Raw genomic sequence first — 22,538 nt, 5'->3', positions numbered from 1 at the left:
ATGCTTGGCCCTTCCTCTTTCTAAGCTTGCTTAGAAACGGTAGCTGATATTGCCATACACAAAACGACCATCGGTGTTATATGCCGAGAACGCAGAGTAAGGAAAGATCTGGTTAAACGTTGTATAACCAATATTACTAACAGTATCTTGTGGATATTGATCAAATAGATTGTTAGCGCCTACAGCAAACTTCCAGTTGTCACCTAGGTTATAAGCCACTTCTAAATCAGTGATCCATTTAGCGTCTAATACTTCATCGCCTTCTACTGCACTCGAAGAGTCCACCGTTTCACCATAGCGTGTGGCACGTAATGTCGTCTGCCAATCGCCAAATTGCCAAATTGCAGCTAGGTTCCATTTGTCTTTTGGTGTCCCATCTTCAAATCGTGCAATTTCACGACGAGCAAAGTACTCATAGCTGTCACCAAGGGCTTCAAGCTCAGCAGGATTTGCTTTTACATGCGTCACTTCAGTGTCATTGATGTTTACCGCAGCACTTAAACGCAGATCACCGTAGTCAGCAAGATCAAAACTGTACGTTGCTACGATATCCACACCTCGAGTACGCGAGTCGATAGCATTAGTGAAGTACCTTACACTTTGCGTATTGAGCTCACCCGCTTGCTGCAAAATATTAATGACTTCAGGACCACCTAAATTCTCAGAAAGTACGATGCGATCGTCGATGTCAATTCGATAGGCATCCACAGTAAATGAGAACGCGTCTAGTGTATAGACAAAGCCCGCCGTCATATTGACCGACTCTTCAGGCTCAAGCTCTCGAGCACCTAGCGCTTTTGCAGCTGGCGTATCAACAGGAAAGTGACCTACTTCACTAGGTACGCCATTTTCAAATACCGTAGCAATGGATTTATAGGACGTTTGAGCCAATGAAGGCGCTCTAAAACCTGTGCTTACAGCACCACGTAGTGAAAAGTTATCCGACACCACATAGCGCGATGCCAGTTTACTGGTGAAGGTGCTGCCAAAATCACTATAATCTTCAAAACGACCCGCCAAAACGACATTCCAGTCCTGCGTTAAGTAGGTATCAAACTCTGCGAATAAAGCGATATTGTGACGAGATTCATCAACAGCACTTGCTGGTGAGAAACCAGCAAGCACCTGCGCACCACCTGCTGCAACGGGATTGCCTTCTGCATCGAGTACAGTGAGGTAAGACGCTTCTTCACCGACTTCAATTTCATAGGTTTCGCGGCGATATTCTGCACCAATCGTGAAAAATACGTCATCCGGTAAGCCCAAATCTAATGCCGTTTTAGCATCGGCATTCACAAGCCACTGTGAATAAACTAAAGCGCCGTTATTAAACTCAGTCGGGCTTGTTACCCCCATCGAAGTATTCAAACTATTTACGACACCCAAAGCGAAGTCATTCACACCATAGTTTGTACTGATATCGTAATCCCACTCACTTTGAGTGCCTTTTACACCAACCGCAAAAGAGTAATCATCTACATCGCTGACGATTTGAGGCAAGAAGCCATCAGGGTATACCGCAGTTAAGTTGCGGCTGTCATTTGCGCGACGATAGAAACCACCGGAGTTACCTTCACGTGTCGAGTAGCTACCAAATGAATAAAGTTCGGTTTCCGCATCTAGGTTGTAACCCGCATTGTAAAATAGTGCAAAGTCTTCCACTTCGGCTTTACCAAAACGGTGGTTGTAGCGATCGAATGAAAACTCTCTTGAGTCAAGTTGACCATTTTCATCACGAGCATATTGCTCTCTTGGATCGAAGCCTGAACGATTAGTCGGTTTTTTATCTCTATATTCGGCAGACAGATTAATAAAACCATCATTACCTAAAGCAAAACCAATGTTGGCACCAATTGTTGTAGTACCACCATCATTACGCTTGCGGTCATTTCCTAATACAAAGTCTAAATCGCCCGCAGCGTTTGCACGGGTTTGTAATAAGTCAGGCACACCGGCCATCTGCGTATCGTGCTCACCATAGGTCACACTAATACTGCCGCCTTCTTCGGCATCTTTAAGCACAATATTAATAACGCCAGCAATGGCATCTGAGCCGTATTGAGCAGCAGCGCCATCACGCAGTACTTCTATACGCTTAATCGCGGCAGCTGGAATGGTATTTAAATCAACCGCCGTTGAACCACGACCAACAGTACCGTTTAAATTCAATAATGCGCCAGCATGACGACGCTTACCATTTACCAGCACTAAGGTGTGATCTGGTGCTAAACCTCTAAGCACTGCCGGACGGGCGTGATCCGTACCATCCGCCAGTGTTGAATTTGGGAAGTTAAAACTAGGCACGAGCGTAGTTAGTACTTGGCTCAGCTCCAGCTGACCGGTACTTTGCATATCTTCTAAAGAAATAACATCTACTGGCACCGTGCTCTCGGCAACACTACGAAGACTTCTTCGCGTACCGGTGATTTCGATGACTTCAACACTTTCTTTGGCTTCAGTGTTGTTACTTTCTGCTTGCGCATGAATTGAAATAGTTGAAAGAAGCGCGGCACCGACAGCCAACGAGATTGGCTTGCGAACAGCGTTTTCCAGCTTGTTATTAATAAATTGCATAGTTTGTCCCGTGAATATGTTGAACGCAGAGTCTGTAAAAGACCGATTACTACTTAATTTAGTCAATATGAAGATAAATCAAGACTGAATAAGGTACCCAAGTAAATAACACAAAATGCGGTACGATACCCATTCGACTTATGACCAAAATGTTGGTACTTACTAATTCAATACCAGCCTAAAATTAAGTCACTATCATAAGAAAAGACGCGGATTTTAGAATTATTCTTTCACCGATAATAAAGAATTTTTTGATCTACCTTATACCTCATAAGGGCACTGGTCTGATGTTTTCCCACTCCATCTTTACTCCACATTGAAGCGCTTAAATACCAGCATGCAGAAACGGAGAGTACCAATGACACAACGGACGCTAAAACATGCTGAATGGTTGAAAATTGTTGAATCTAGAGCGAACCAGCAGCAGCTTCAAATAAAGCCAAAAAATAAACTATCACCTGCTGTGATTTGGACTTTTGTACTAGCCACTATTATTTCGCTGGTCAGTGCATGGTCATTTGTTACCGAAACGCCTGAGGCACCCACTCAGCAGCTTAGTAAAGAATCCCAAATGCGTATCAATCGCTACTTTACCAAACAGTATATGGTTGGAAGCTGGCAGTTCTCACACTTAAAAACCAGTAAAGATGACATCAATGTGTTTATCCGTATCCCGACTAAACTCGCATTAACGGGACAGGCACTTAAAGGTTATATCGAGCAGTCACTATGCCCACCGGCCAGTAGTAATGTTTGGCGTGATGTCAGCCAGTTTGCGCTTTATATGCATTTGTACTCGGACACGCCACGCCACAGCGATTATGCCAAGTGCAAGGCACCTTAATCATTTCAGGTTAAATTCTTTTATCTTTCGTTCGAAGGCCCGATGGGCCTTTTTTGTTTTTTAATTCAATATTTATTTCGAGCTATCGTGGTTGCCAAGCGGGCTTACCGGCTCAAGCTCAAGTTTGGCTTTTTCTTCGAGTTCTTCGGGTAGCTCTTTGACTACAGCAACACCTAGCTCTTTAAATTCAGAGGCTTGCTTTATTAAGTTGCCCTTACCCATATACAACTGAGAAAACGCGCGCTCGTAACTCTCTTTCGCTTTATCAAGCTGTTTGCCCACCCCTTCCATACTATGTAGGAAGCTATTGAGCTTGTTATAAAACTTCTCAGCTCGAAGCGCCAGCTCTCTGGTGTGCTTGCTTTGTTCTTCAAAACGCCATAGCTGTTTGACTATATTAAGGCTGGTTAAAAGCGTTGTTGGCGTTGCCACCAATACATTGTTTTGTAAAGCGTCCTGATAAAGCGTTGGCTTATGCTTAACCGCCTCAACAAATGCAGATTCCACAGGGATAAACATAATGACTACCTCTGGGGAGTTAAGACCAGGTAAGCGCTCATAAGACTTACTACCCAACTCTTTGATCCGTGCAGTGATGGCTTCGGTGTGTGCCACAATGGCTTGATTCGCTTCACTATCTGTTGTGGCATTAATATACCGTGTATAGGCATTCAATGAGGTTTTAGCGTCAATAACCAGATGACGAGATTGCGGTAAGTAAACCACGACGTCAGGGCGAAACTTGCCTTCGTCGGTATTAAAGCTTACTTCTCGCTGATAGTCGTAACCGGGACGTAGCCCAGCGCTATCAAGCACATTTTCGAGCATGAGTTCGCCCCAGTTACCTTGTGCTTTCTTTTGCCCCTGTAGCGCAGTGGTCAAACGATCTGCTTGCTCAGTCATGGCTTTATTGTTGGCTTGTAAGTGCAGCAATTCAGTTTTTAATGACGCCCGTTGCTTAAGCTCTTCACTATGAATGGCTTCCATTTTATCTCTAAAGCCCTTTAATTCACCTTGTACAGGCTGCAACAACTGCTGGATTTTTTCTTTACTTTGGTGACTAAAACGCTCGCTTTTCTCATCAAATATTTGATTCGCGAGATTGTGAAACTCTTCTTTCAACTGGACTTTTGCTTGCTCAAGCTGCGCGAGCTGCTGCTCAAAACTTAGTTGCTTTTGCTCCAGCAAGGTTTGCAGATTGGCCATTTCAACTTCTAACTCATGAGCATGCACTTGAATTTCTTCCTTGGCATCGAGCTCTCGCTGCCACAGCTGCTGATATTCAGCGGCTTGCCGTTGACGCTCAGCTAATCTTGCTTGCAATTGCTGCTGTTGGCCATGACTTTGTAGTTGCTGTGCTCTTAATTGCTCAGCGAGTTGCTCGGCTTGGCTTAGTTGCGATCTAAGTGCTTGCTCGGAGGCGAGTTGAGTATTGAGTTGATTTTTGAAAGTGCTGCGTATGACCCAAACAACGGGGAGTAGGGTAGCCGCACCGCCTGCAAATAGCGCAAGACTAAACCATGCAGGCGTATTGGAGAGCATTGACCAAAGCATATTGAGATCTCATCGGTTCTTCTACTTTGATAATACCTTAGATATAAATTTCAATCACTTAGTCATTCAGTGATCTGTTGACCATTGTAGCGATACCCGGCGCCATATACCGACTCTACAATTTTCGGAGATAAATCTAATCCTTTGATTTTCTTTCTGATATTTTTAATGTGGCTGTCGATTACGCGATCCGAAATATCAAAGTTATCCGGTTGAATATAATCAAGAATTTGCTGTCTTGAAAAGACACGGTTTGGTGCATCATATAAAAGCGCAAAGACGTCAAACTCAACTTTGGTTAAGCCTAATGTACTGCCATTCAGCTTAACCGTTAATTCTTCGCGATTTACTTCGATAGGCTTTTGATACGCATTGGTGTTCACACAACGACGTAAGATCGCTTTCATGCGCATCACTAATTCAGCGGCGCTAAAAGGTTTACATACATAATCATCTGCACCGACTTCTAAGCCCTTTAAACGGTCCGCTTCTGCCACTTTGGCAGTCAGCATCACAATAGGTACTTCAGAAAACTCTCGAATTTGACGCATACACTCTACGCCGTCTTGGTTCGGCAACATTATATCCATCAAGATTGCATTTGGTTGGTTTAACTTTACCCAAGGTACAACTTCGGCACCGTCTGCAATATGAAACATTTCAAAACCGGATGCTCTAAAAAACAACAGCACCTGCTCTGCAATATCTTGGTCGTCTTCGACGAGCAAAATTCTTGATGGGGTAGACATAGGATTTATTTACTCTTTGCTTTTAACTTTTTCAATTGTTGTCTAACTTGACGCTTTAACTTGTCTGAAAGCGTGTCATCGAACAGTAACATGGTCAGTATACTAGACAAGTCTTCTGAACTCGCAACTTCATTAAGTAGATCATAGTCAGATTCTGATTGTGTCTCAATAAAGTTTAAGTGTGAAATTGTCGCGTCGTAGCAAAGCATAAGGTTATCCTAATTGGTCTATGGCGTTTCTCCGTTGTAGCTATTAAAGCGCGAGATTATGGAATAAAAATGGAGTGAAAGATGTTTTAGGGCCTGTTGACCTTTGCTGTTTGATTTTTGTTCTTCTGAGTGTGTTTTGATCGCGACGCTCGACTTGCCGCCTAGTGATCTAAGCAAAAGTTGAGCAACAATGGACAAAGCGTACTCAGGTGAACCCAAAGGGCAGCGCTTGATTGGCATTTCTACTGTGTTATCGCCAGACTTACATAGAATGACTATGCTACGTAGGCTCTGCCTTGTATAAATACCAATCAAACTGCTGCAAAAACAAACTTGAAAGATAAACAGGCCCTAGAGCCAGAAAAAAGAAAAGCCAACTTAATTAAGCTGGCTTATTACAATCAGTAACAAAGGGGGAAAATCAACATATGCCTACTGTTTCAACAATGTCACAACAAGCACTATCATAGACCTTCACCTTTGTTGATTAGTTCCAAATTATTTTTAATTTTTTATCAGCGCTAGCATTTGCGACTCATCAAACTGACCAAGATTGACACCAGACTCAGCAAATAGGGCGTCAACAAGGGCTTGTTTATCGCGCTGCATCTTAAACACTTTCTCTTCGATAGAGTTCGCCATAATCAATTTGTACACAAATACCGGCTTATCTTGGCCGATACGATAGGCGCGATCTGTTGCTTGATTTTCTACCGCAGGATTCCACCAAGGATCGAAATGGATAACCGTATCTGCTTGAGTCAAATTCAAACCAGTTCCCCCAGCTTTTAGGCTTATCAAAAAGACATTGCACTTGCCTTGAGTAAACGCCTCAATGGCTTTATCCCGTTGCCTTGTCTGCCCTGTCAGCATAGTGTATTTCAACTGTTGCTGTTGGCACTGCTCAGCAATGAGATCTAACACGCTGGTGAACTGGCTGAAGATAATTATCTTACGGCCCTCACTGAGTAGTACAGGCAGGTGTTGCGCAAGCCACTCAAATTTAGCGCCATGTTGGTCGGTCAGTGATTTATCAACTAATTGCGGGTGACAGCAGATCTGACGTAACTTTAACAAGGCATCGAGGAACGCCAGCTTACTTCTTTCAACGCCTTGCTCCTGAAATAGATTGAGTAATTTGCTTTCTACTTGGTGCTGAACACCTTGATATAATTTATGTTGTTCATCAGAGAACTCTAACTCTTTGATGAGTTCTGTCTTATTGGGTAGCTCTTTCACTACCTCAGCTTTTGTACGACGAAGAATAAATGGCGCGATCAGCGATCTAAGCTCTCGGGCTCTTGGGCGATCTTGTTCTTTTTCAATTGGGATCTGGAAGTGTTGCTTAAACTGCTGCTTAGTGCCCAGCACATCAGGCATGACAAAATCGAGCAGCGATTTAAGCTCGAGTAAATTGTTCTCTACCGGAGTGCCACTTAAACAAAGTTTGAAACGCGCGGATAGGCTCTTTACGCATTTAGATATTTGTGCGCTTTCGTTTTTAATATATTGTGCTTCATCCAACACAATTGAATCAAAATCAAGCCCTTTATAATACGCCACATCGCGCTTAAGTAGCGGATACGTCGTTAGAATAAATCGTGCACCTGACAAGTTAGTAAGTGCTTCCTCTCTATTAGATCCATGAATAATAGTGAGAGGTAGATGCGGTGCGAAACGTTTAAATTCGTCACGCCAGTTTCCCACTAAACTCGTCGGACAGACAATTAAACTTGGTTGTGTCACTAGCGTATTGTGCTGAGAAATAAAGTAAGCAATAACCTGAAGCGTTTTTCCAAGGCCCATATCATCTGCCAGAATGCCACCTAACTGATGACGATTAAGGAACTTAAGCCAGTTAACACCTTGTACTTGATAATCTCGTAGGATGAAGCATTGTCCTTCGCTGGCTGGGATCACGTCTAGATTTTCTATCGGTTTATCTAGCTCAGCGAGATACTCAAGTAGCTTTTGATCGTCTGAGTCGGCATGAATATGAGTCAGTTCAAACAGCTTTTTGGCATACGACAACGGAAATTTAAATTGTGAGCTCGAAAGGTAATAACTAAAACGAGACTTCAGCTCCAGCAATTCATCAAATATGGATTTGCTAATGGCATAGAACTGCTCGCCAATTTCGACGTAGCGATATTCATGGGCGAGGTTGTTAAGCTCATGAACCGGATGCTTATCCCAGTTGAGCGTAACGGGCTTGTCATCTAACATCACCTTTCCGAGCACATGATGTTGTTTATCTCGTTTAAGGCTTAACAGCACTTTTGGTGTAACAACAAGGCCATTGCTTGGCAGCTCGTCAACAATCCAACGTTTACCCTGTAAAAGCGGCCTGATCTCCCTGTTAAACCAATGGACTTCAACGCCATCCTCAGTTGGTAATAAAAACTCGTCGCCCTCGTGGACAAAGCCCAGACCTGTGAGTACCTGCTCCAGCCTTGCTAACTGCTTTTTCGTCGCGCCTTTTCCAAGCGGCTCAATTGCAAAACGAATTTTATTTGGCCTATCTAGTTTTATAAGCTTAGCAACATTAGATTGCTTACTCGCTAACTGCGAAAACCCAGCAGGAGGCGCAATAACATCATCCGTAAAGATATCTTGGAAACGCGCCATCACCTGCTCCAGCTTTTCAGCCGTGATGGTAGGCATAGTATGAAGGTGGGCGATTTCCTGCGCGGTAAGCTCTGACTCAATTCGGCCAACGACCAAGTTTTCAGTATCTAGATACACCGGAGGTTCGGTTTTAATCAAACGCCAGTGTTCAACATTCGCCAGACGGCTTTTAAGTTGGTATTCATTGCCTTCTTGATACCAGTAAAAATCTAGCGTTTGCTTGTGCCCAAGCTCCAAAGGTTGACGCTGGTTACGATAAAAACAGCGATGGGTATGTACAAGTTGTGTGAGTGCATTAAAGCCCCAGGCGCCAAATAGCTCAAAATGACCCGGTGTATTTTGCGAGCGGATCCAGCTAAATAAGCGAAAATCGTTTTCTAATAAACCAGCAGGAGCGACCTGACTATTGAGCTGCTGCTCGGTTAACACTCGACCTAAGGGGTAAACACCATCGGGCCGATTTGGCGATACCTTAGGGCTTACAAGGACTTCGTTTGCTCGAGGCTCTAACACGAAGAGTAAGACGTTTTCCGCGTCTGCTTTATCAACTTGCTGCAACTGCCCGAGCTCATTAAACCAGTCATTAACCAAATAAGCCTCACCAAAGCCGCCAGAATGTTCGATTTTAAGTTTGAGCAATACCGCGGCAATGTGCCGACATTTCGGATTATTTGAACAAGAGCAGTTTGCTTCGACCGAAACGGTACCTTGTGATTGGTTTATTTTGATGTGCTGAGTGAAGGTATTGCCGTAATTTCCCAATACCTGCGCATCGATTTGCGCAAAGTTTTCGCTGTGTTGAAGGTAGCAGACTTGTTCGTCTTTCAAATACTCCTTAGCTTTCGCAAGTAAAGCTGAATTGAAGTACTGACGAAGAAAACGTTCAGACAAGGGAAATTGATTAGCCTGCTCCTGTTTGATTTCTTCAAATAAGGCGAAAAGTTGCTCTTTAGATAACTGCGAAGACATTAAGTGCACGTCAAAATTAAAATAAAAAGCCAGTATATGAAATTAGTGATTTGAGCTAAAGAGAGAAATGCGAGAAATTCGCTAAAAAAGGACTGGTTGGAGGTCAACTGACTAGAAAAAGCGCCGAGTTGCCTGATAATTCAACCAACGCGGCAATTTTTGAACGAACCTTAGTTATAACTGCTAAGTAACTTTTGCAATTGTTCCAAACGCTTATCAGTCAATACTCGATTATCTATTTTCACGGTAACATCACCGCTTTTAAGATTTCTTTGTACTCGAATGTAGTCGTTCTCTAGCATGGACTCCACGCGTGAATCGCTACTTCCGAACGTAGTCAAGAATTTGGTGATCTGAACAGCACGTTTCTCATCTGACATCTCTTCAGTCATAAAATCTTGCGCTTTAAGTGCAGCAATTTGCTCAGAAAACTGCTCAGGTTGTTCTTGTTTCGCAGTGATGAGCTTTTTAGCCGCTTCACGGCCTAAATGATTCGCCGTTGGATACAACTGCAATACTTCGACCGGAATACTTTCATAAGCTTTCAATGCGTCTGCGATAGCTGTGTGAGAAACACCTTCCACGGCAGCGATTTCTCGATACGATCCTTTTTGGCCTTGTTCGATCAAGTTATGCTTAGTATCAAAATAGGCTTTACCCAATTCCCAAAGGCTCGGGGCGATGTATTGATCGGAAGATACCGCTAATGTTTTTGCATCTTCGTCACTAAAGTCTTTCGAGCTCAACACCACATAATCAGCTTCGGCTAGCAAACAGGCTTTACGGCGTCTTGAGCCTGATAAAACGTGAAGTTTGCCATTGTGATGCCAACATAGGGCAGGGTGGAGATTTCGCTTATCTTTTTTAATGGCAGGTAATATATCAGCGACCGCTTTTTCGCTTAATAAGGATTGCTCGCGGCGATTCTGCCCATAAACTGTGGTTTTACTCTCAATTTCGCTAAACGGCACTACTTCACAGGTCAGTACTATGGTTTTTGTCGGATCGCTTGGCGCAGGCATAGTAACCACATCGCCTACTTTAGCCTGATCTAAAAGATCGTCGAGGCTACTGCCTTCAACCGCAGTAGCAAAAGGATCAATTCGTGTATCATTTTTACGTTTTCTAGCCATTATTAATACCTTTTTATTCTGCTAGCGAGGATTGTGTTGAAGGCCAATTTGAACGGATCAGCATCTCTAATTCATCAACCACGTCTTTGATATTTTCTTGCGCTTTTAGCAATGCTTCACGACTTGCTAAACTATCTGAAGTCTTTTGGTCAAAAATTGTGTTAAACGATGAAGAGCTCGCAGTAATTGCTGAGCTGTGATTGATTGGATAGCTCATTACTTGACGACCAAAAGCACTACGTACATCTTTAACGATATCGCGCTGAGAATGGTTGCCTTTAACATAGTTAGTGACCAAGAATTGCATAAAGTCCCAACCTTCGTGACCAAGAGCTGCAACGGTATGGTATATCTCACCAAGACGCTTCAGGTATTTATTATTAGCGTCGAAGTCTACGGCCTCTGGGTGTACAGGTATCAACATAGCCGTAGACGCCATCAATGCGTTGTAGAACATAAAATTAAGTGAAGGTGCGGTATCTACTAGGATAATATCAAACTCGTCTTGTACGGGCTCTATAACCTTCTCTTTAAGCTTATGGTAATGACGTGTCTTTTCGTAGCTTGAACTTTCTTTTAACTCTGTTGCTGTTTCGTGTTCAAAGTAAAAGTCATCCATACCAGAAGGTAATACGCGAATATTTGGAATGTGGGTTTCTTGGAAGGAATTAGAGACCAGATCTTTCCATGTTTCACCTTCATCTAACTCAATGCAATCTCTCATTAGATCGCCAACCGTGATCGGCTCATGATCATTAGATGGAAAAAAGCTTGATGATGATCCTTGTGGATCAAGATCTATGATCCCGATGCGATAGCGCTTAATATTTGTTGTAGCTAGTGCTGCTGCAATATTCACCAAACTTGTTGTTTTACCACAACCGCCTTTCAAACTATTAATCACAATGACTTGTAATTTATCGCTGGACTTTCGTTGATCAGCATTTACACCGAGAACATCTGCCATCGCAAAGATATTTGCTAATGTGTATGCATAATGACCGTTTGCACCTTTCTTTATATTGATGGTATCAAAGTCACCTTGGTCATGACGTCTTTTGAGTGTTCTATTATTTACACCAAGCAGGTCTGCGGCAGCTTTCTGCGTGTAAGTTCTAAGCTCTTTTTCTTCAGTTTTAAGATGAGCTCTATAATGTTGAATACGACCAGCAAGTGATTGTTCCGCTACTTCTGCTGTAGCTTTCAACAGCCGGTACGTTGATAGCGCATTGTTATTTATAGACATACACATTATCCTTTATTTGATAACGATTATTATAATGTCCATATATTTTGCTGTAAACACAAAAAAACAAAGACATTTGTAATTTTGATTTACATCTAAGTATAAATAAGAAAGTTTAGATATGGTTAGATATATAGGTATTAAAGGCTAAGGTAAAGAAATTATACTCTATCCAACTGTTTTACATCATTTTTTTTTATTTTTATAGATCTACTTTTTACTAGGTTAAGATCAGATCTCTTATAACTCCGAGATCGAAATTTTACTAACTACTATTTCCAAAAGTTATATATAAACAGCTTATACACAGAATTATTCACATTTCTTATGGTGCAGATCAATTTTTTACTAAGTAAGATCAAACAGTTATGCACAGATGATATAAGCTCAAGTGCTTTAAGGTATGTATAGATCTGATCTCTACCTAGCATAGATCAGATCTTTACTAATTAATTGTAGAGTTTTCCACAAGGACGTCTGGTTTGTCCTTGTAAATCCGCTAAATAGGCCTTAAACAAAGGTTTTTCTGCGTTCATTTTATCTTTGTTAGTAAAAACTTGATCTGAAAATAGGCTCTACTTAGTAAAAGAACGATCCCAACAAAAAAAGTTACTTCGGATCACTTTTTTACTAACTTTAATCATTAACTTTTTCTGTCGAATATGTTGTTATTAGACGTCATGAAAATTTGGAAGTAAAACAATGAGCCGGAAGGTGAACATCTCTGTTGACAATTTGCCCGATTCACTTCGTGGACAGATCCATGGTGTAGAAAGTGCAATCGATAACGAAAGTTTGGCATTGTTTACGGATAATAAAGATGTTCGAGTATCTTTAGAAAATGCCGCCCATGGGTTAAGAGCTTATTCTAACACCTTTAATCATTACGATTTATGGGGGCGCTTTGTTCGTTCGGGACATAAAAAATTACCGTTAGAAGAAGCACCTAAAAAAACGATCGTAACGAGAAAAATATCTGAAAAAGTAGATGGTATTTTATACGAAGGTGAGATAAAAATTACACCTGCTGTTGTTAGTACTAAAAAAGATGGTGATGACGAAGAGTTTTTAGTTTGGCCATCTGATCGAGAAGAAAAGGTAGAGCGCGCGCTGATCCGTCTAGCTTCCAAAGGCAAGATTGTTAAAATAAATTTTAAGTCCGGTATTCAATACGCAGTCATTTTTTCGATGAACGAGCTTGCTCAAGAATTAAAAGCTGTTGGTCAATCAATGCCTTATCCGCAAATTAAGGAATCTTTGGAAGCCCTTCAAGGTTCTAAACTTTCGTTCAAGTATACGGCTACAGATACTAAAAACCCAAGTATTGATGATTCATTTTACGAATCAAACATGAACTTTCTGTCATCGCTACACTTCAGTGGCAAAAAAGGACAGGGCGGGAATATCAAATGTGTTGCATGTTTAAATGCATTTGTTCATAACATGATCGATAACTTGGAGTATAAAGGTTATTACTTCAACAGTGCTCAAGAGTTAAAACGCGGTTTATCTCGTTGGATGATGCTACGTTTGTATCATCTATGGCGTTACGCTGCCCCAGGTAAAACTTATCATTTTCGCCTAATTTCAATTATGGAAAAATACGGCTCAATTTATTCTGATGATGAAATTACAGAGAATAAATTAAAGGCACTTCGTCGTGATATGACCACAACAATGAAAGATTTGATCGAGAAAGGGGCAATATCCGAATACAATATTTCAAATGTTAAGGATGAAAAGTCCGGGAAAATCGTTGATTATGTGTACGAAATGCATCCATCTGCTCAATTCTGTGACGAAATATTGGCTCTCAATAAACATCATAAACGTATCGAAATTCAAGGTGGAAAACGTATCGTCGAAAATGTTGAAGTAATTGATGAAGATACATTAGAAGAAATCGTTAAAAAATAGGATTTCTTATTTTGGCTAGAGTGGTACTTCTAGCCAAAATAAAAAGCTTTTATATCAAAGCTAATTTCTATTTCAACTGAAGATACTTTCTAACTGAAAGTTATTACAATCCAATTTTTCAACACGATGAAAACTAAAGAGCTAAAAGCTTTCTTTAAAATTTTCTGCGGTGAAAAATACTGACATCAATAAATCTTGAAACTACATCTGCGGATCAAATTAATTCTCTAATCCTTAGAAGAGAGAACAAGCATATCAATAATTCAAACCTTCCTATTTAGAACAATCTAATAGAAAAACTTGTTATATAACAGACGTTGATTTGTTAGTGATTGCTAGATACTAGCCCGTGATCGATAAGCTATTTCAGAGCTTAAAATTTAATGATAAATCAAAATTTAACCTAAAGAAATTGAGTACTTAATCTGTGAAGATAATGATTTCATCTTAGCCTATAAGTTCGAAAATGGTGTAGAACACATCATACGATAATGAGGACAAGTACAGTTAGTACTTGCATGGACTATGCTCATCTATCAATATTATGTTAAATTGCGTTACATTATTAAATTCTGTGTGGAATTATCTTATTATTATTCAAATCTTTCTAAATAAATTCTATCGACTAGAAAGTTGTACTCTCGCTTTCTTGGATGATCATCTTTTTGTGTAAAATGACTTAACTCTCCAAGTTTAGTGTCTGGATGCGGGTTAAAGAGTATAAATGGGAGTGCGGCACTTACATGATAGCGATTTTGAGCTGTATATCTTACATTCACCTCAGGTGTTACTCTGGTTGGCCTTCTAATTCTGAGCTTGGCATTTTCTGATAGACTAGAAACTCTATATTTTTCTTGTTCTACTAGCTGTTGCCATTTTTCCTGATCTATCATCCTCGGATTTGAATAAAGTGACGAGCGATTCAACATCTCCATAGCAAGTTCTTTACTCAAAACTCTGGTTGCATGTTTTTTCATCCAGGTAAATCGAACGGAGTAGGGCGCTGTGGATTCGCTATGTATTTTTCGATAGGCAGCCAAAGTCATTAAGTTAGGAACTGCACTATGAACAGCTTCGAACCTGGCATCATTGTTAGAAATTTCCAGAATAGCATTTTTAAAATTTTCTTTGGCAAGATTCACAGCATTCACCCTAGACTTGATAATTTCTTTAGGGTCATTGACTAATAAAAGACCAGGAAACCTTTGCAACAACTTTCCGCTTTCCCGGTCGTTTAAATAGAGATCGCGATAAGCATCTAAACATTTAGTGAGTGCTTTTTCACCTTCTATTTTTGTAACTGCTATATTTGTTGGAGCGGTTTCTTCATCTTGTTTTTTTATATCAGGCAGTTCATAAAAAGTTGCCTTTTTTATATCGGCTTCAGTCAGTTCATGGCATAGCTGATTAATATGTTCGTTAAGAATATCGAAAGTTGAACGTATATTGAATTTATTCATTGTATGATGTGTTCTTATTATCTCTTTAATATTATATCAAAAATAATGGAACCTCGCTAAGCGATTTTACTATGAGTATTTAATGGAAAAACTAACCATATCATTTTCACTAGACCTCCGTTTGCTAAATTAAGCTGGATATCTTATATAGAATATCAGTGTTAAGTAGTTAGTTATTTGACCAATTAGTTGTGAGTGATGCAGTAACAGTGTGCATGTTTACCTAACAAATAAGTATGATGTGTTCTCCTAGATGTATCCAGATTATATCAAAAATATTCTGATAGCTCATATTTATCTTCACTTATTTAGCCTCTATTCAGAGCGGCAAGACTTTGGAGAAATCAAATGATCAGCTAGGGGCCTTTTATTGTTTGATTTTTGTTTTGGTTCATTGTTGCCCCAGAAGTGCTGGGGAAAGGTACTTTGTATCTTTATCGCCTGACTCACATAGGATAACTATGCTACGCAGGTTCTGCCAACAGCTGTAAAAACAAACTTGAAAGATAAGCAGGCCCTAGTTAATTCTATAAATAGAGAGTTAAATCTATGTTATTTTGATGAAAATGTTAATTAGCTTTTTAGAGGTCAAATTATTTAATTTATAATTTGTATGATGTGTTCCTTTTTATGAGCTAAATTATATCAAATTTTTTTGCATTTCTCTTATAAAATTGGATTTTGATAAATTTTTTCAGGGAGTTCTTAACGGACAATACTCGAATAGAAAGTGGTGGCTAGTAATCACTCAGAATTGCAATCCTAATTTTCAGCTTCCTGATTAATTTTTAAATTTAATGGTGGTTTTATATTGATTAACAATTTGTATGATGTGTTCTCTGTGAAATCCTCGCGATGATACTCTTTTTTATAAATTAAAGTCAACTTGTTGATCCCGACATTGTCTTGTTACTGTCAAGAGGTTTTGGTAGTGAAAACCCATAGTAAGTATTCACCAACTTTATTTCGACCGAGCGCTTTTATGTAGACGTGAAGATTTAATAGATTCTAGTTAGACCGTAAAGGGAGGGTGATAGATAAGTTAAGATGTAAAATGTAAGTGTGTACTTACTTATAAATAATTTAATTTTACACTTTCTTGGAGAACAACCGTACCACTTCTTTTACTTTGCAATGAATCTTCAAGTAATATCCGCATTTTCTGCAGTCTTACCTGACTAAAATATAGTGCAAGTTTCTTTTGATACATGTTCAGTTCGAAGTTGCAACTCTAGCACTAACTTTATAATAACTAAACCAGGCACTTCAGTATTATGCAAATTTCGCCGGAATATTTCCTTATTCGATTTGTACCGAAGTCAAATAAAGAAGGGCAGGAGTAAATATGAAAACGCATCTCATATGTTTAGGCAGTTTCAACATCATATCGTTCTCACACCTGTGTTCATGTCGAAGAGCAAAGTAGATAGATCTCTCTTCAAGCGTCTGAATAGCTCGGTTGTGAACGAGTCGAGCTGGATGTGCTAGTTGTTTATAGGAAAATATCTCTGAAATTAACAGTCTCGAAGTTGATGGGGATTTTGGAAATGAAAATAGCGTTTAAGTTATTTAGCGAGTAATCATATTAATAGTCACCTTAGGCAGAGTCCTCTTGATGCTGTAAGAATAGATGAACGAAAAAAGTCGTTGTGTTAGAAATCAAGAAAAGGATGAGGGTCAAGAGCAAACTCAGTAGTACTATAGTAAGCAATACCACCTTTTTAACAGTAGAGTTTTATCTAGTTAGTCTAGATTGGTCGGCGAGATTTCATCGTATAAGATAGCTTAATCAAGAAAATTCATTTTATTTAAATAACCCAATGAACTGAAGAACGATCTCTCCAGTTTTTTAAGTAATGAGCTCTCATTTGGGGAGAGGCCAGCTGGAAGTATCTGTGTGAGTTAACACTTCCAAAAACTATGTGTGATTTGTACTAGTAACTATCACAATACGACTCATTTTTCTTACTCCCTTCCTGCTCATAAAATACTACGAGTTGCTAACTTTCACCTTTACCTCTCGTAGATGAAACTTTAAAAAGCAATCAATTTAACATAATGCAAACAGGTGACCAAAATCTGTCTGTTGTCTTGCTATATAAATACTTCGTAAAACGGTTTATTGAAGAGATAGGGTAGAATTCCATTGTTGCGAACAAAGTCTTGAACTGGCTACCATCCGACAGCGCCATTTAGTAGGTCTACAAGATTATGTTTGATATTAATATCGCTTTTAGGATCTTAAATCGACAATAAAGCCCATTATAACGGCCTAGATCTTAAAAGTCCGATATTTGTCAAATTGAAGTTCGCTTTCGTTCTGGTTGAAGAGATGTATTAAAAATCAACTTTCTTAAACAAGGTTCATATCTTGAGAGAATTTTTTGAACAGTTTTAGCTATTGTGTCTATTTTCTTAAACTACTATTGTATGATGTGTTCTTTGTCAAAACAAACTAAAGTTTTTCCTTGATGAATAAGGGGGCTTGGGGTACTGTTCAATGGTGGTAACACATATTGGAATGAGGAAAATACAATGGCTAATTGGAGCCCAAATAGCTGGAGAGATAAACCTATCTTGCAGCAACCTGAATACCCAAATTCAGAGAAGTTAAAATCAGTTGAAAAAGAACTAAATTCAGCCCCTCCGCTCGTTTTTGCAGAAGAGACGCGAAGCTTGTATAAAAGCCTAGCAGATGTTTGTGAAGGTAAAGCTTTTATATTGCAAGGTGGTGATTGCGCCGAATCGTTTTCTGATTTCAGTGCCGCTAATATTCGTGATACGTTCAAAACACTTTTGCAAATGGCTGTCGTATTAACCTATGGCGGTAAATGCCCGGTAGTTAAAATTGCTCGAATGGCAGGGCAGTATGCAAAACCCCGTTCTTCTGATTTTGAGACTATTGATGGTACATCCTTACCTTCATATCGTGGCGATATCGTTAATAGCTTTGAGTTTACGGAAGAAGCACGTATCCCAGATCCTGATAGATTGATGAAAGCGTATCACCAGTCTGCAGCAACGCTTAACCTACTTCGCGCGTTTGCGCAGGGTGGTCTTGCAGATCTGCATCAGGTAAATCGCTGGAATATGAGTTTCGTAGCTGCAAATCCGTTAAAAGACAAGTTTCAACAACTCGCAGAGCGTATTCAAGAAGCACTTGAGTTTATGGAAGTTTGTGGCATTGATTCAACAGTTGCACCAAGTCTGAAGGAAACTCCGCTTTATACTTCACACGAAGCGCTACTATTAGGTTATGAAGAAGCGTTAACGAGAAGAGATCACTTATCCGGTGATTGGTACGACTGTTCTGCTCACTTTGTATGGATTGGTGAACGTACGCGTCAATTAGATCACGCACATATCGAATTTTTCCGTGGTATTAAAAACCCTATTGGCGTAAAAGTTGGCCCAGGGATGCAAGAAGATGAGTTAATTAAACTTGTCGATGCGCTTAACCCTGATAATATTCCTGGTCGTCTAACACTTATCACACGCATGGGTGCAGATGTGCTGCCGGAAAAGCTGCCTAAATTAGTTCGCAGAATTCAAGAAGAAGGCCGCAAAGTTATTTGGACTTCGGATCCCATGCACGGAAACACTGAAAAAGCGACCACTGGATATAAGACACGTAGCTTTAACAATATCCTAAGAGAAATCAGTCAGTTCTTCGCAGTTCATAAAGCTGAGGGTAGCTATCCTGGTGGGGTGCACTTAGAAATGACAGGGCAACACGTTACTGAGTGTGTTGGTGGTGCCTATGGTCTATCAGACGAAGACTTATCTCAGCGTTACCGCACCCAGTGTGATCCGCGTCTAAACGCAGACCAAGTTTTAGAGCTAGGCTTTTTAGTTGCTGATCTACTAAAAGATGCTCGTAAAACAGTATAAATAGCAAACAAAGGGCCGCATAGCGGCCTTTTTAGTATTTATGGCGCTTTAGCCCAGTTTCAGAAATAATTTTTGCTGAGATTTCCTCAACGGAATAGCGTGTACTGTTCAAGTAAGGCGTTTTATTCTTTTTAAATAGCATCTCGACTTCTTTGACTTCAATACGGCATTGTCTAATTGATGCGTACTTGGAGTTTGCCATTCTCTCTTGCCTGATTGCAGCTAGTCTTTCAGGATCTATGGTTAAGCCAAAGAGCTTACCTTTGTATTTATCCAGACATTTGGGTAGTTTTCCACTTTCTAAATCATCTTCTGTCATCGGATAATTCGCGGCCTTTATCCCATATTGCAAAGCTAAATATAAGCTTGTCGGCGTTTTACCGCTGCGGCTGACACCCACCAATATGATGTCTGCCTCGTCATAATCTTTAATATTTGCACCGTCATCATTTGCAAGTGCGTAGTTAACTGCATCTATTCTAAAATCATACGAAGATTCATGAATGCTATGCGTGCGGTGCATTTTTGGCACCGGCTGAACTTTTAGCTCTCTTTTTACAATTTCGCTCGCATAAGATAAAAAGTCGTAACAAACCCCTTGCGACGATAAAATAATATCGGACAATTCTGGATTAACGAATGTAAAAAACACCAATGGTTTTTCACCTGAAGTCTCAGCAACAGAGTCTATTAGTTTTTTGATTTCATTTGCTTTTTTCACTGTTTCTACAAATGGTATCGTTTGATGATTAAATTCTACAGGGAACATTGAAAGCGTTGCGTGACCAAACACTTCAGAGGTGATAGCGGTACCATCGGAAATATAAAATGCTGTTCTCATTTTGCTATTATTCATTCAGAAATTGTTGAAAATAAGCCATCGCGGTTTACGAAGACTGCCTTACCGTTGTAGAATGCCCTTGACCAAGTGGAAAGGTCAATTAATCTCTCACATTTAATACAATTTGTTTTGGAGACAGTTCCGTGCAAGACTACGTTCTCTGGTATCAAGAGTTGGGTATGCAAGATGTACCTCGAGTTGGTGGTAAAAACGCTTCTCTAGGTGAAATGATATCTAACCTTGCTAACGCTGGTGTACAAGTACCTGGTGGATTCGCAACAACAGCTGATGCGTTTAATGAATTTCTTGAGCAATCAGGCCTCAATGAAAAAATCCACTCAATCCTAGATACTCTCGATGTTGATGATGTCAACGAATTAGCCAAAGTCGGCGCCCAAATTAGACAATGGGTTATCGATACACCATTCCAACCAGAATTAGATAAAGCAATCCGTGAGGCCTATAGCCAGTTACACGGTGACGCAAGCCAAGATGTCTCCTTTGCTGTTCGTTCATCAGCAACCGCAGAAGATATGCCAGACGCCTCCTTCGCTGGCCAACAAGAAACTTTCCTAAATGTTCGTGGCATTGATGCCGTAATGGTCGCTATCAAGCATGTTTTTGCTTCGCTATTCAATGACCGTGCAATATCTTATCGTGTACACCAAGGCTATGATCACAGAGGCGTGGCGCTTTCTGCTGGTATTCAGCGTATGGTGCGTTCAGACAAAGCGTCGTCTGGAGTTATGTTCTCAATCGATACCGAATCAGGCTTCGAAGACGTTGTCTTCGTTACTTCTAGCTATGGTTTAGGCGAGATGGTAGTTCAGGGCGCAGTAAACCCAGATGAATTTTATGTTCATAAGCAAACGCTTGCAAAAGCTAAACCTGCTGTTCTTAAGAGAAATATTGGCTCAAAAGCAATCCAAATGATCTACTCAAGTGATGAGTCTCATGGAAAGCAAGTTGAGATTGTTGATGTAGACTCAGCACTATCTAACCAGTTCTCGATTACAGACGCAGAGGTAGAAGAGTTAGCAAAACAAGCTGTTATTATCGAAAAGCACTACGGTCGTCCAATGGATATTGAATGGGCAAAAGATGGTAACGATGGCAAGCTTTATATCGTACAAGCCCGTCCAGAAACCGTTCGTTCAAATGAAGATGCAAACGTAATGGAACGCTTCCAGCTAAAATCAAAGTCTGAAGTTATTGTTGAAGGTCGTGCAATCGGTCATAAAATTGGCTCAGGCGTCGTTAAAGTCCTGTCTTCAATTGATCAAATGGACTCGGTAAAGCAAGGCGATGTACTTGTTACTGATATGACGGATCCTGATTGGGAACCTATCATGAAGCGTGCCTCTGCTATCGTAACGAATCGTGGTGGACGTACTTGTCACGCTGCAATCATTGCGCGTGAGCTGGGGATCCCAGCCGTGGTTGGATGTGGTAATGCAACCGATTTGATCACCAATGGTGACACGGTAACAGTATCATGTGCCGAAGGCGATACAGGTTATATCTACAAAGGTGAACTTGAATTTGATGTTATTTCTTCTCGCATCGATTCTATGCCAGCTATTCCGATGAAGATAATGATGAACGTAGGTAACCCAGATCGCGCGTTTGATTTTGCGAAGTTACCACATGCAGGTATCGGTCTTGCGCGTCTTGAATTTATCATCAACCGTATGATTGGTATTCACCCTAAAGCACTACTTCATTTTGATAAGCAAGATGCAGAGCTACAGGCTGAAATTAAAGAGCTAATCGCGGGATATGAGTCACCTGTAGAGTTCTATATCAGCAAGCTAGTTGAAGGTATTTCTACGCTAGGTGCGGCATTTGCTCCAGAGCGTGTAATCGTTCGTATGTCTGACTTTAAGTCAAACGAGTATGCAAACTTGGTTGGCGGCCAGCAGTATGAGCCGGAAGAAGAAAACCCAATGATTGGTTTCCGCGGCGCATCTCGTTACATTTCTGAAGACTTTAGAGAGTGTTTTGCATTAGAGTGTGAAGCCATTAAACGTGTTCGTAATGAGATGGATTTGACCAACGTTGAAATCATGATCCCATTCGTTCGTACCCTAGAAGAAGCTGCTCAAGTTATTGAAATTCTTGAAGCGCATGGTCTAAAACGTGGCGAGAATGGTCTAAAAGTCATTATGATGTGTGAACTTCCATCAAACTGCCTACTTGCTGAAGAGTTTTTAGAATATTTCGACGGCTTCTCGATTGGTTCTAATGACCTTACTCAGTTAACACTTGGTCTGGACCGCGATTCTGGCCTCATTGCGCATCTGTTTGATGAGCGAAATCCAGCTATCAAGAAACTACTTTCAATGGCAATTCAAACTGCTAAAGCGAAAGGCAAATATGTAGGTATTTGTGGTCAAGGTCCATCGGATCATGAAGATTTTGCTGCTTGGTTAGTTGAAGAGGGGATTGACTCTGTTTCACTTAACCCAGATACAGTACTTGAAACTTGGCTTTATCTAGCTGAAAAGTTTACTAAATAATTTA

General features: G+C 40.4%; 14 protein-coding genes. 4 read left to right on the top strand and 10 right to left on the bottom strand.

The features are described 5' to 3' along the window. Nucleotides 1-30: 30 nt before the first annotated feature. Nucleotides 31-2,574, bottom strand: coding sequence for a TonB-dependent receptor plug domain-containing protein (locus tag A587_RS0106305; protein ID WP_017216881.1), 2,544 nt, complete (start codon nucleotides 2,572-2,574; stop codon nucleotides 31-33). Between the two features lie 358 nt (nucleotides 2,575-2,932). Here A587_RS0106305 and A587_RS0106300 point away from each other — a divergent pair, with 358 nt between their 5' ends. Further along, nucleotides 2,933-3,418 (top strand): hypothetical protein, encoded by a 486-nt coding sequence (locus A587_RS0106300; protein WP_010376200.1) that lies wholly within the window; start codon nucleotides 2,933-2,935, stop codon nucleotides 3,416-3,418. 72 nt (nucleotides 3,419-3,490) lie between these two features. On the opposite strand, the gene rmuC is transcribed toward A587_RS0106300, so the two are convergent. The 7 genes from rmuC to A587_RS0106270 form a co-directional block, all read right to left on the bottom strand. Next, a complete protein-coding gene (gene rmuC / locus A587_RS0106295; RefSeq protein ID WP_017216880.1) occupies nucleotides 3,491-4,972 on the bottom strand; it encodes a DNA recombination protein RmuC in 1,482 nt (493 codons plus the stop codon). Between the two features lie 62 nt (nucleotides 4,973-5,034). Beyond that, nucleotides 5,035-5,721: a response regulator gene (locus A587_RS0106290; protein ID WP_017216879.1), complete on the bottom strand. Its 687-nt coding sequence runs from the start codon at nucleotides 5,719-5,721 to the stop codon at nucleotides 5,035-5,037. Nucleotides 5,722-5,726: 5 nt separating this feature from the next. Beyond that, nucleotides 5,727-5,930 (bottom strand): hypothetical protein, encoded by a 204-nt coding sequence (locus A587_RS0106285; protein WP_010376203.1) that lies wholly within the window; start codon nucleotides 5,928-5,930, stop codon nucleotides 5,727-5,729. A gap of 18 nt (nucleotides 5,931-5,948) precedes the next feature. Then, nucleotides 5,949-6,170: a hypothetical protein gene (locus A587_RS25245; RefSeq protein ID WP_083838438.1), complete on the bottom strand. Its 222-nt coding sequence runs from the start codon at nucleotides 6,168-6,170 to the stop codon at nucleotides 5,949-5,951. Between the two features lie 264 nt (nucleotides 6,171-6,434). After that, the gene (locus A587_RS0106280; RefSeq protein WP_017216878.1) at nucleotides 6,435-9,527 is read right to left on the bottom strand and encodes a DEAD/DEAH box helicase; all 3,093 of its coding nucleotides are present in this window, start codon (nucleotides 9,525-9,527) and stop codon (nucleotides 6,435-6,437) included. A gap of 170 nt (nucleotides 9,528-9,697) precedes the next feature. Then, complete coding sequence (locus tag A587_RS0106275; protein ID WP_017216877.1) at nucleotides 9,698-10,660, bottom strand: ParB N-terminal domain-containing protein; 963 nt, start codon at nucleotides 10,658-10,660, stop codon at nucleotides 9,698-9,700. 13 nt (nucleotides 10,661-10,673) lie between these two features. Beyond that, nucleotides 10,674-11,906, bottom strand: a complete 1,233-nt coding sequence (locus A587_RS0106270; RefSeq protein ID WP_017216876.1) for an AAA family ATPase — start codon at nucleotides 11,904-11,906, stop codon at nucleotides 10,674-10,676. A gap of 702 nt (nucleotides 11,907-12,608) precedes the next feature. Here A587_RS0106270 and A587_RS0106265 point away from each other — a divergent pair. Beyond that, entirely contained in the window at nucleotides 12,609-13,823 is a 1,215-nt protein-coding gene (locus A587_RS0106265; RefSeq protein ID WP_017216875.1) for a hypothetical protein, read from the top strand. 593 nt (nucleotides 13,824-14,416) lie between these two features. On the opposite strand, the gene A587_RS0106260 is transcribed toward A587_RS0106265, so the two are convergent. Next, nucleotides 14,417-15,283, bottom strand: coding sequence for a DNA replication terminus site-binding protein (locus A587_RS0106260; RefSeq protein ID WP_017216874.1), 867 nt, complete (start codon nucleotides 15,281-15,283; stop codon nucleotides 14,417-14,419). A 2,535-nt stretch (nucleotides 15,284-17,818) separates the two neighbouring features. On the opposite strand from A587_RS0106260, the gene A587_RS0106255 reads away from it, so the two are divergent. Beyond that, on the top strand, nucleotides 17,819-19,174 hold the full coding sequence (locus A587_RS0106255) for a class II 3-deoxy-7-phosphoheptulonate synthase (protein WP_010378652.1): 1,356 nt from the start codon (nucleotides 17,819-17,821) through the stop codon (nucleotides 19,172-19,174). A 31-nt stretch (nucleotides 19,175-19,205) separates the two neighbouring features. Here A587_RS0106255 and ppsR read toward each other — a convergent pair whose 3' ends face one another. Next, nucleotides 19,206-20,015: a posphoenolpyruvate synthetase regulatory kinase/phosphorylase PpsR gene (gene ppsR / locus A587_RS0106250; RefSeq protein WP_010378654.1), complete on the bottom strand. Its 810-nt coding sequence runs from the start codon at nucleotides 20,013-20,015 to the stop codon at nucleotides 19,206-19,208. Between the two features lie 143 nt (nucleotides 20,016-20,158). Here ppsR and ppsA point away from each other — a divergent pair, with 143 nt between their 5' ends. Further along, the gene (ppsA, locus tag A587_RS0106245) at nucleotides 20,159-22,534 is read left to right on the top strand and encodes a phosphoenolpyruvate synthase (protein ID WP_010378656.1); all 2,376 of its coding nucleotides are present in this window, start codon (nucleotides 20,159-20,161) and stop codon (nucleotides 22,532-22,534) included. Nucleotides 22,535-22,538 lie beyond the last annotated feature (4 nt).

Source organism: Pseudoalteromonas sp. NJ631 (genome assembly GCF_000276645.1).
GTDB lineage: Bacteria > Pseudomonadota > Gammaproteobacteria > Enterobacterales > Alteromonadaceae > Pseudoalteromonas > Pseudoalteromonas piscicida.
This window is presented reverse-complemented; position numbering and strand designations above follow the sequence as displayed.

Excerpts from the sequence above, each read along its gene's own strand:
- A587_RS0106285 (WP_010376203.1), bottom strand. The coding sequence starts at position 5,930 with ATGCTTTGCTACGACGCGACAATTTCACACTTAAACTTTATTGAGACA.
- A587_RS0106255 (WP_010378652.1), top strand. The coding sequence starts at position 17,819 with ATGGCTAATTGGAGCCCAAATAGCTGGAGAGATAAACCTATCTTGCAG.
- A587_RS0106290 (WP_017216879.1), bottom strand. The coding sequence starts at position 5,721 with ATGTCTACCCCATCAAGAATTTTGCTCGTCGAAGACGACCAAGATATT.
- A587_RS0106275 (WP_017216877.1), bottom strand. The coding sequence starts at position 10,660 with ATGGCTAGAAAACGTAAAAATGATACACGAATTGATCCTTTTGCTACT.
- A587_RS0106265 (WP_017216875.1), top strand. The coding sequence starts at position 12,609 with ATGAGCCGGAAGGTGAACATCTCTGTTGACAATTTGCCCGATTCACTT.
- A587_RS0106270 (WP_017216876.1), bottom strand. The coding sequence starts at position 11,906 with ATGTCTATAAATAACAATGCGCTATCAACGTACCGGCTGTTGAAAGCT.
- ppsR (WP_010378654.1), bottom strand. The coding sequence starts at position 20,015 with ATGAGAACAGCATTTTATATTTCCGATGGTACCGCTATCACCTCTGAA.
- A587_RS0106280 (WP_017216878.1), bottom strand. The coding sequence starts at position 9,527 with ATGTCTTCGCAGTTATCTAAAGAGCAACTTTTCGCCTTATTTGAAGAA.
- rmuC (WP_017216880.1), bottom strand. The coding sequence starts at position 4,972 with ATGCTTTGGTCAATGCTCTCCAATACGCCTGCATGGTTTAGTCTTGCG.
- A587_RS25245 (WP_083838438.1), bottom strand. The coding sequence starts at position 6,170 with ATGCCAATCAAGCGCTGCCCTTTGGGTTCACCTGAGTACGCTTTGTCC.
- A587_RS0106260 (WP_017216874.1), bottom strand. The coding sequence starts at position 15,283 with ATGAATAAATTCAATATACGTTCAACTTTCGATATTCTTAACGAACAT.
- A587_RS0106300 (WP_010376200.1), top strand. The coding sequence starts at position 2,933 with ATGACACAACGGACGCTAAAACATGCTGAATGGTTGAAAATTGTTGAA.
- A587_RS0106305 (WP_017216881.1), bottom strand. The coding sequence starts at position 2,574 with ATGCAATTTATTAATAACAAGCTGGAAAACGCTGTTCGCAAGCCAATC.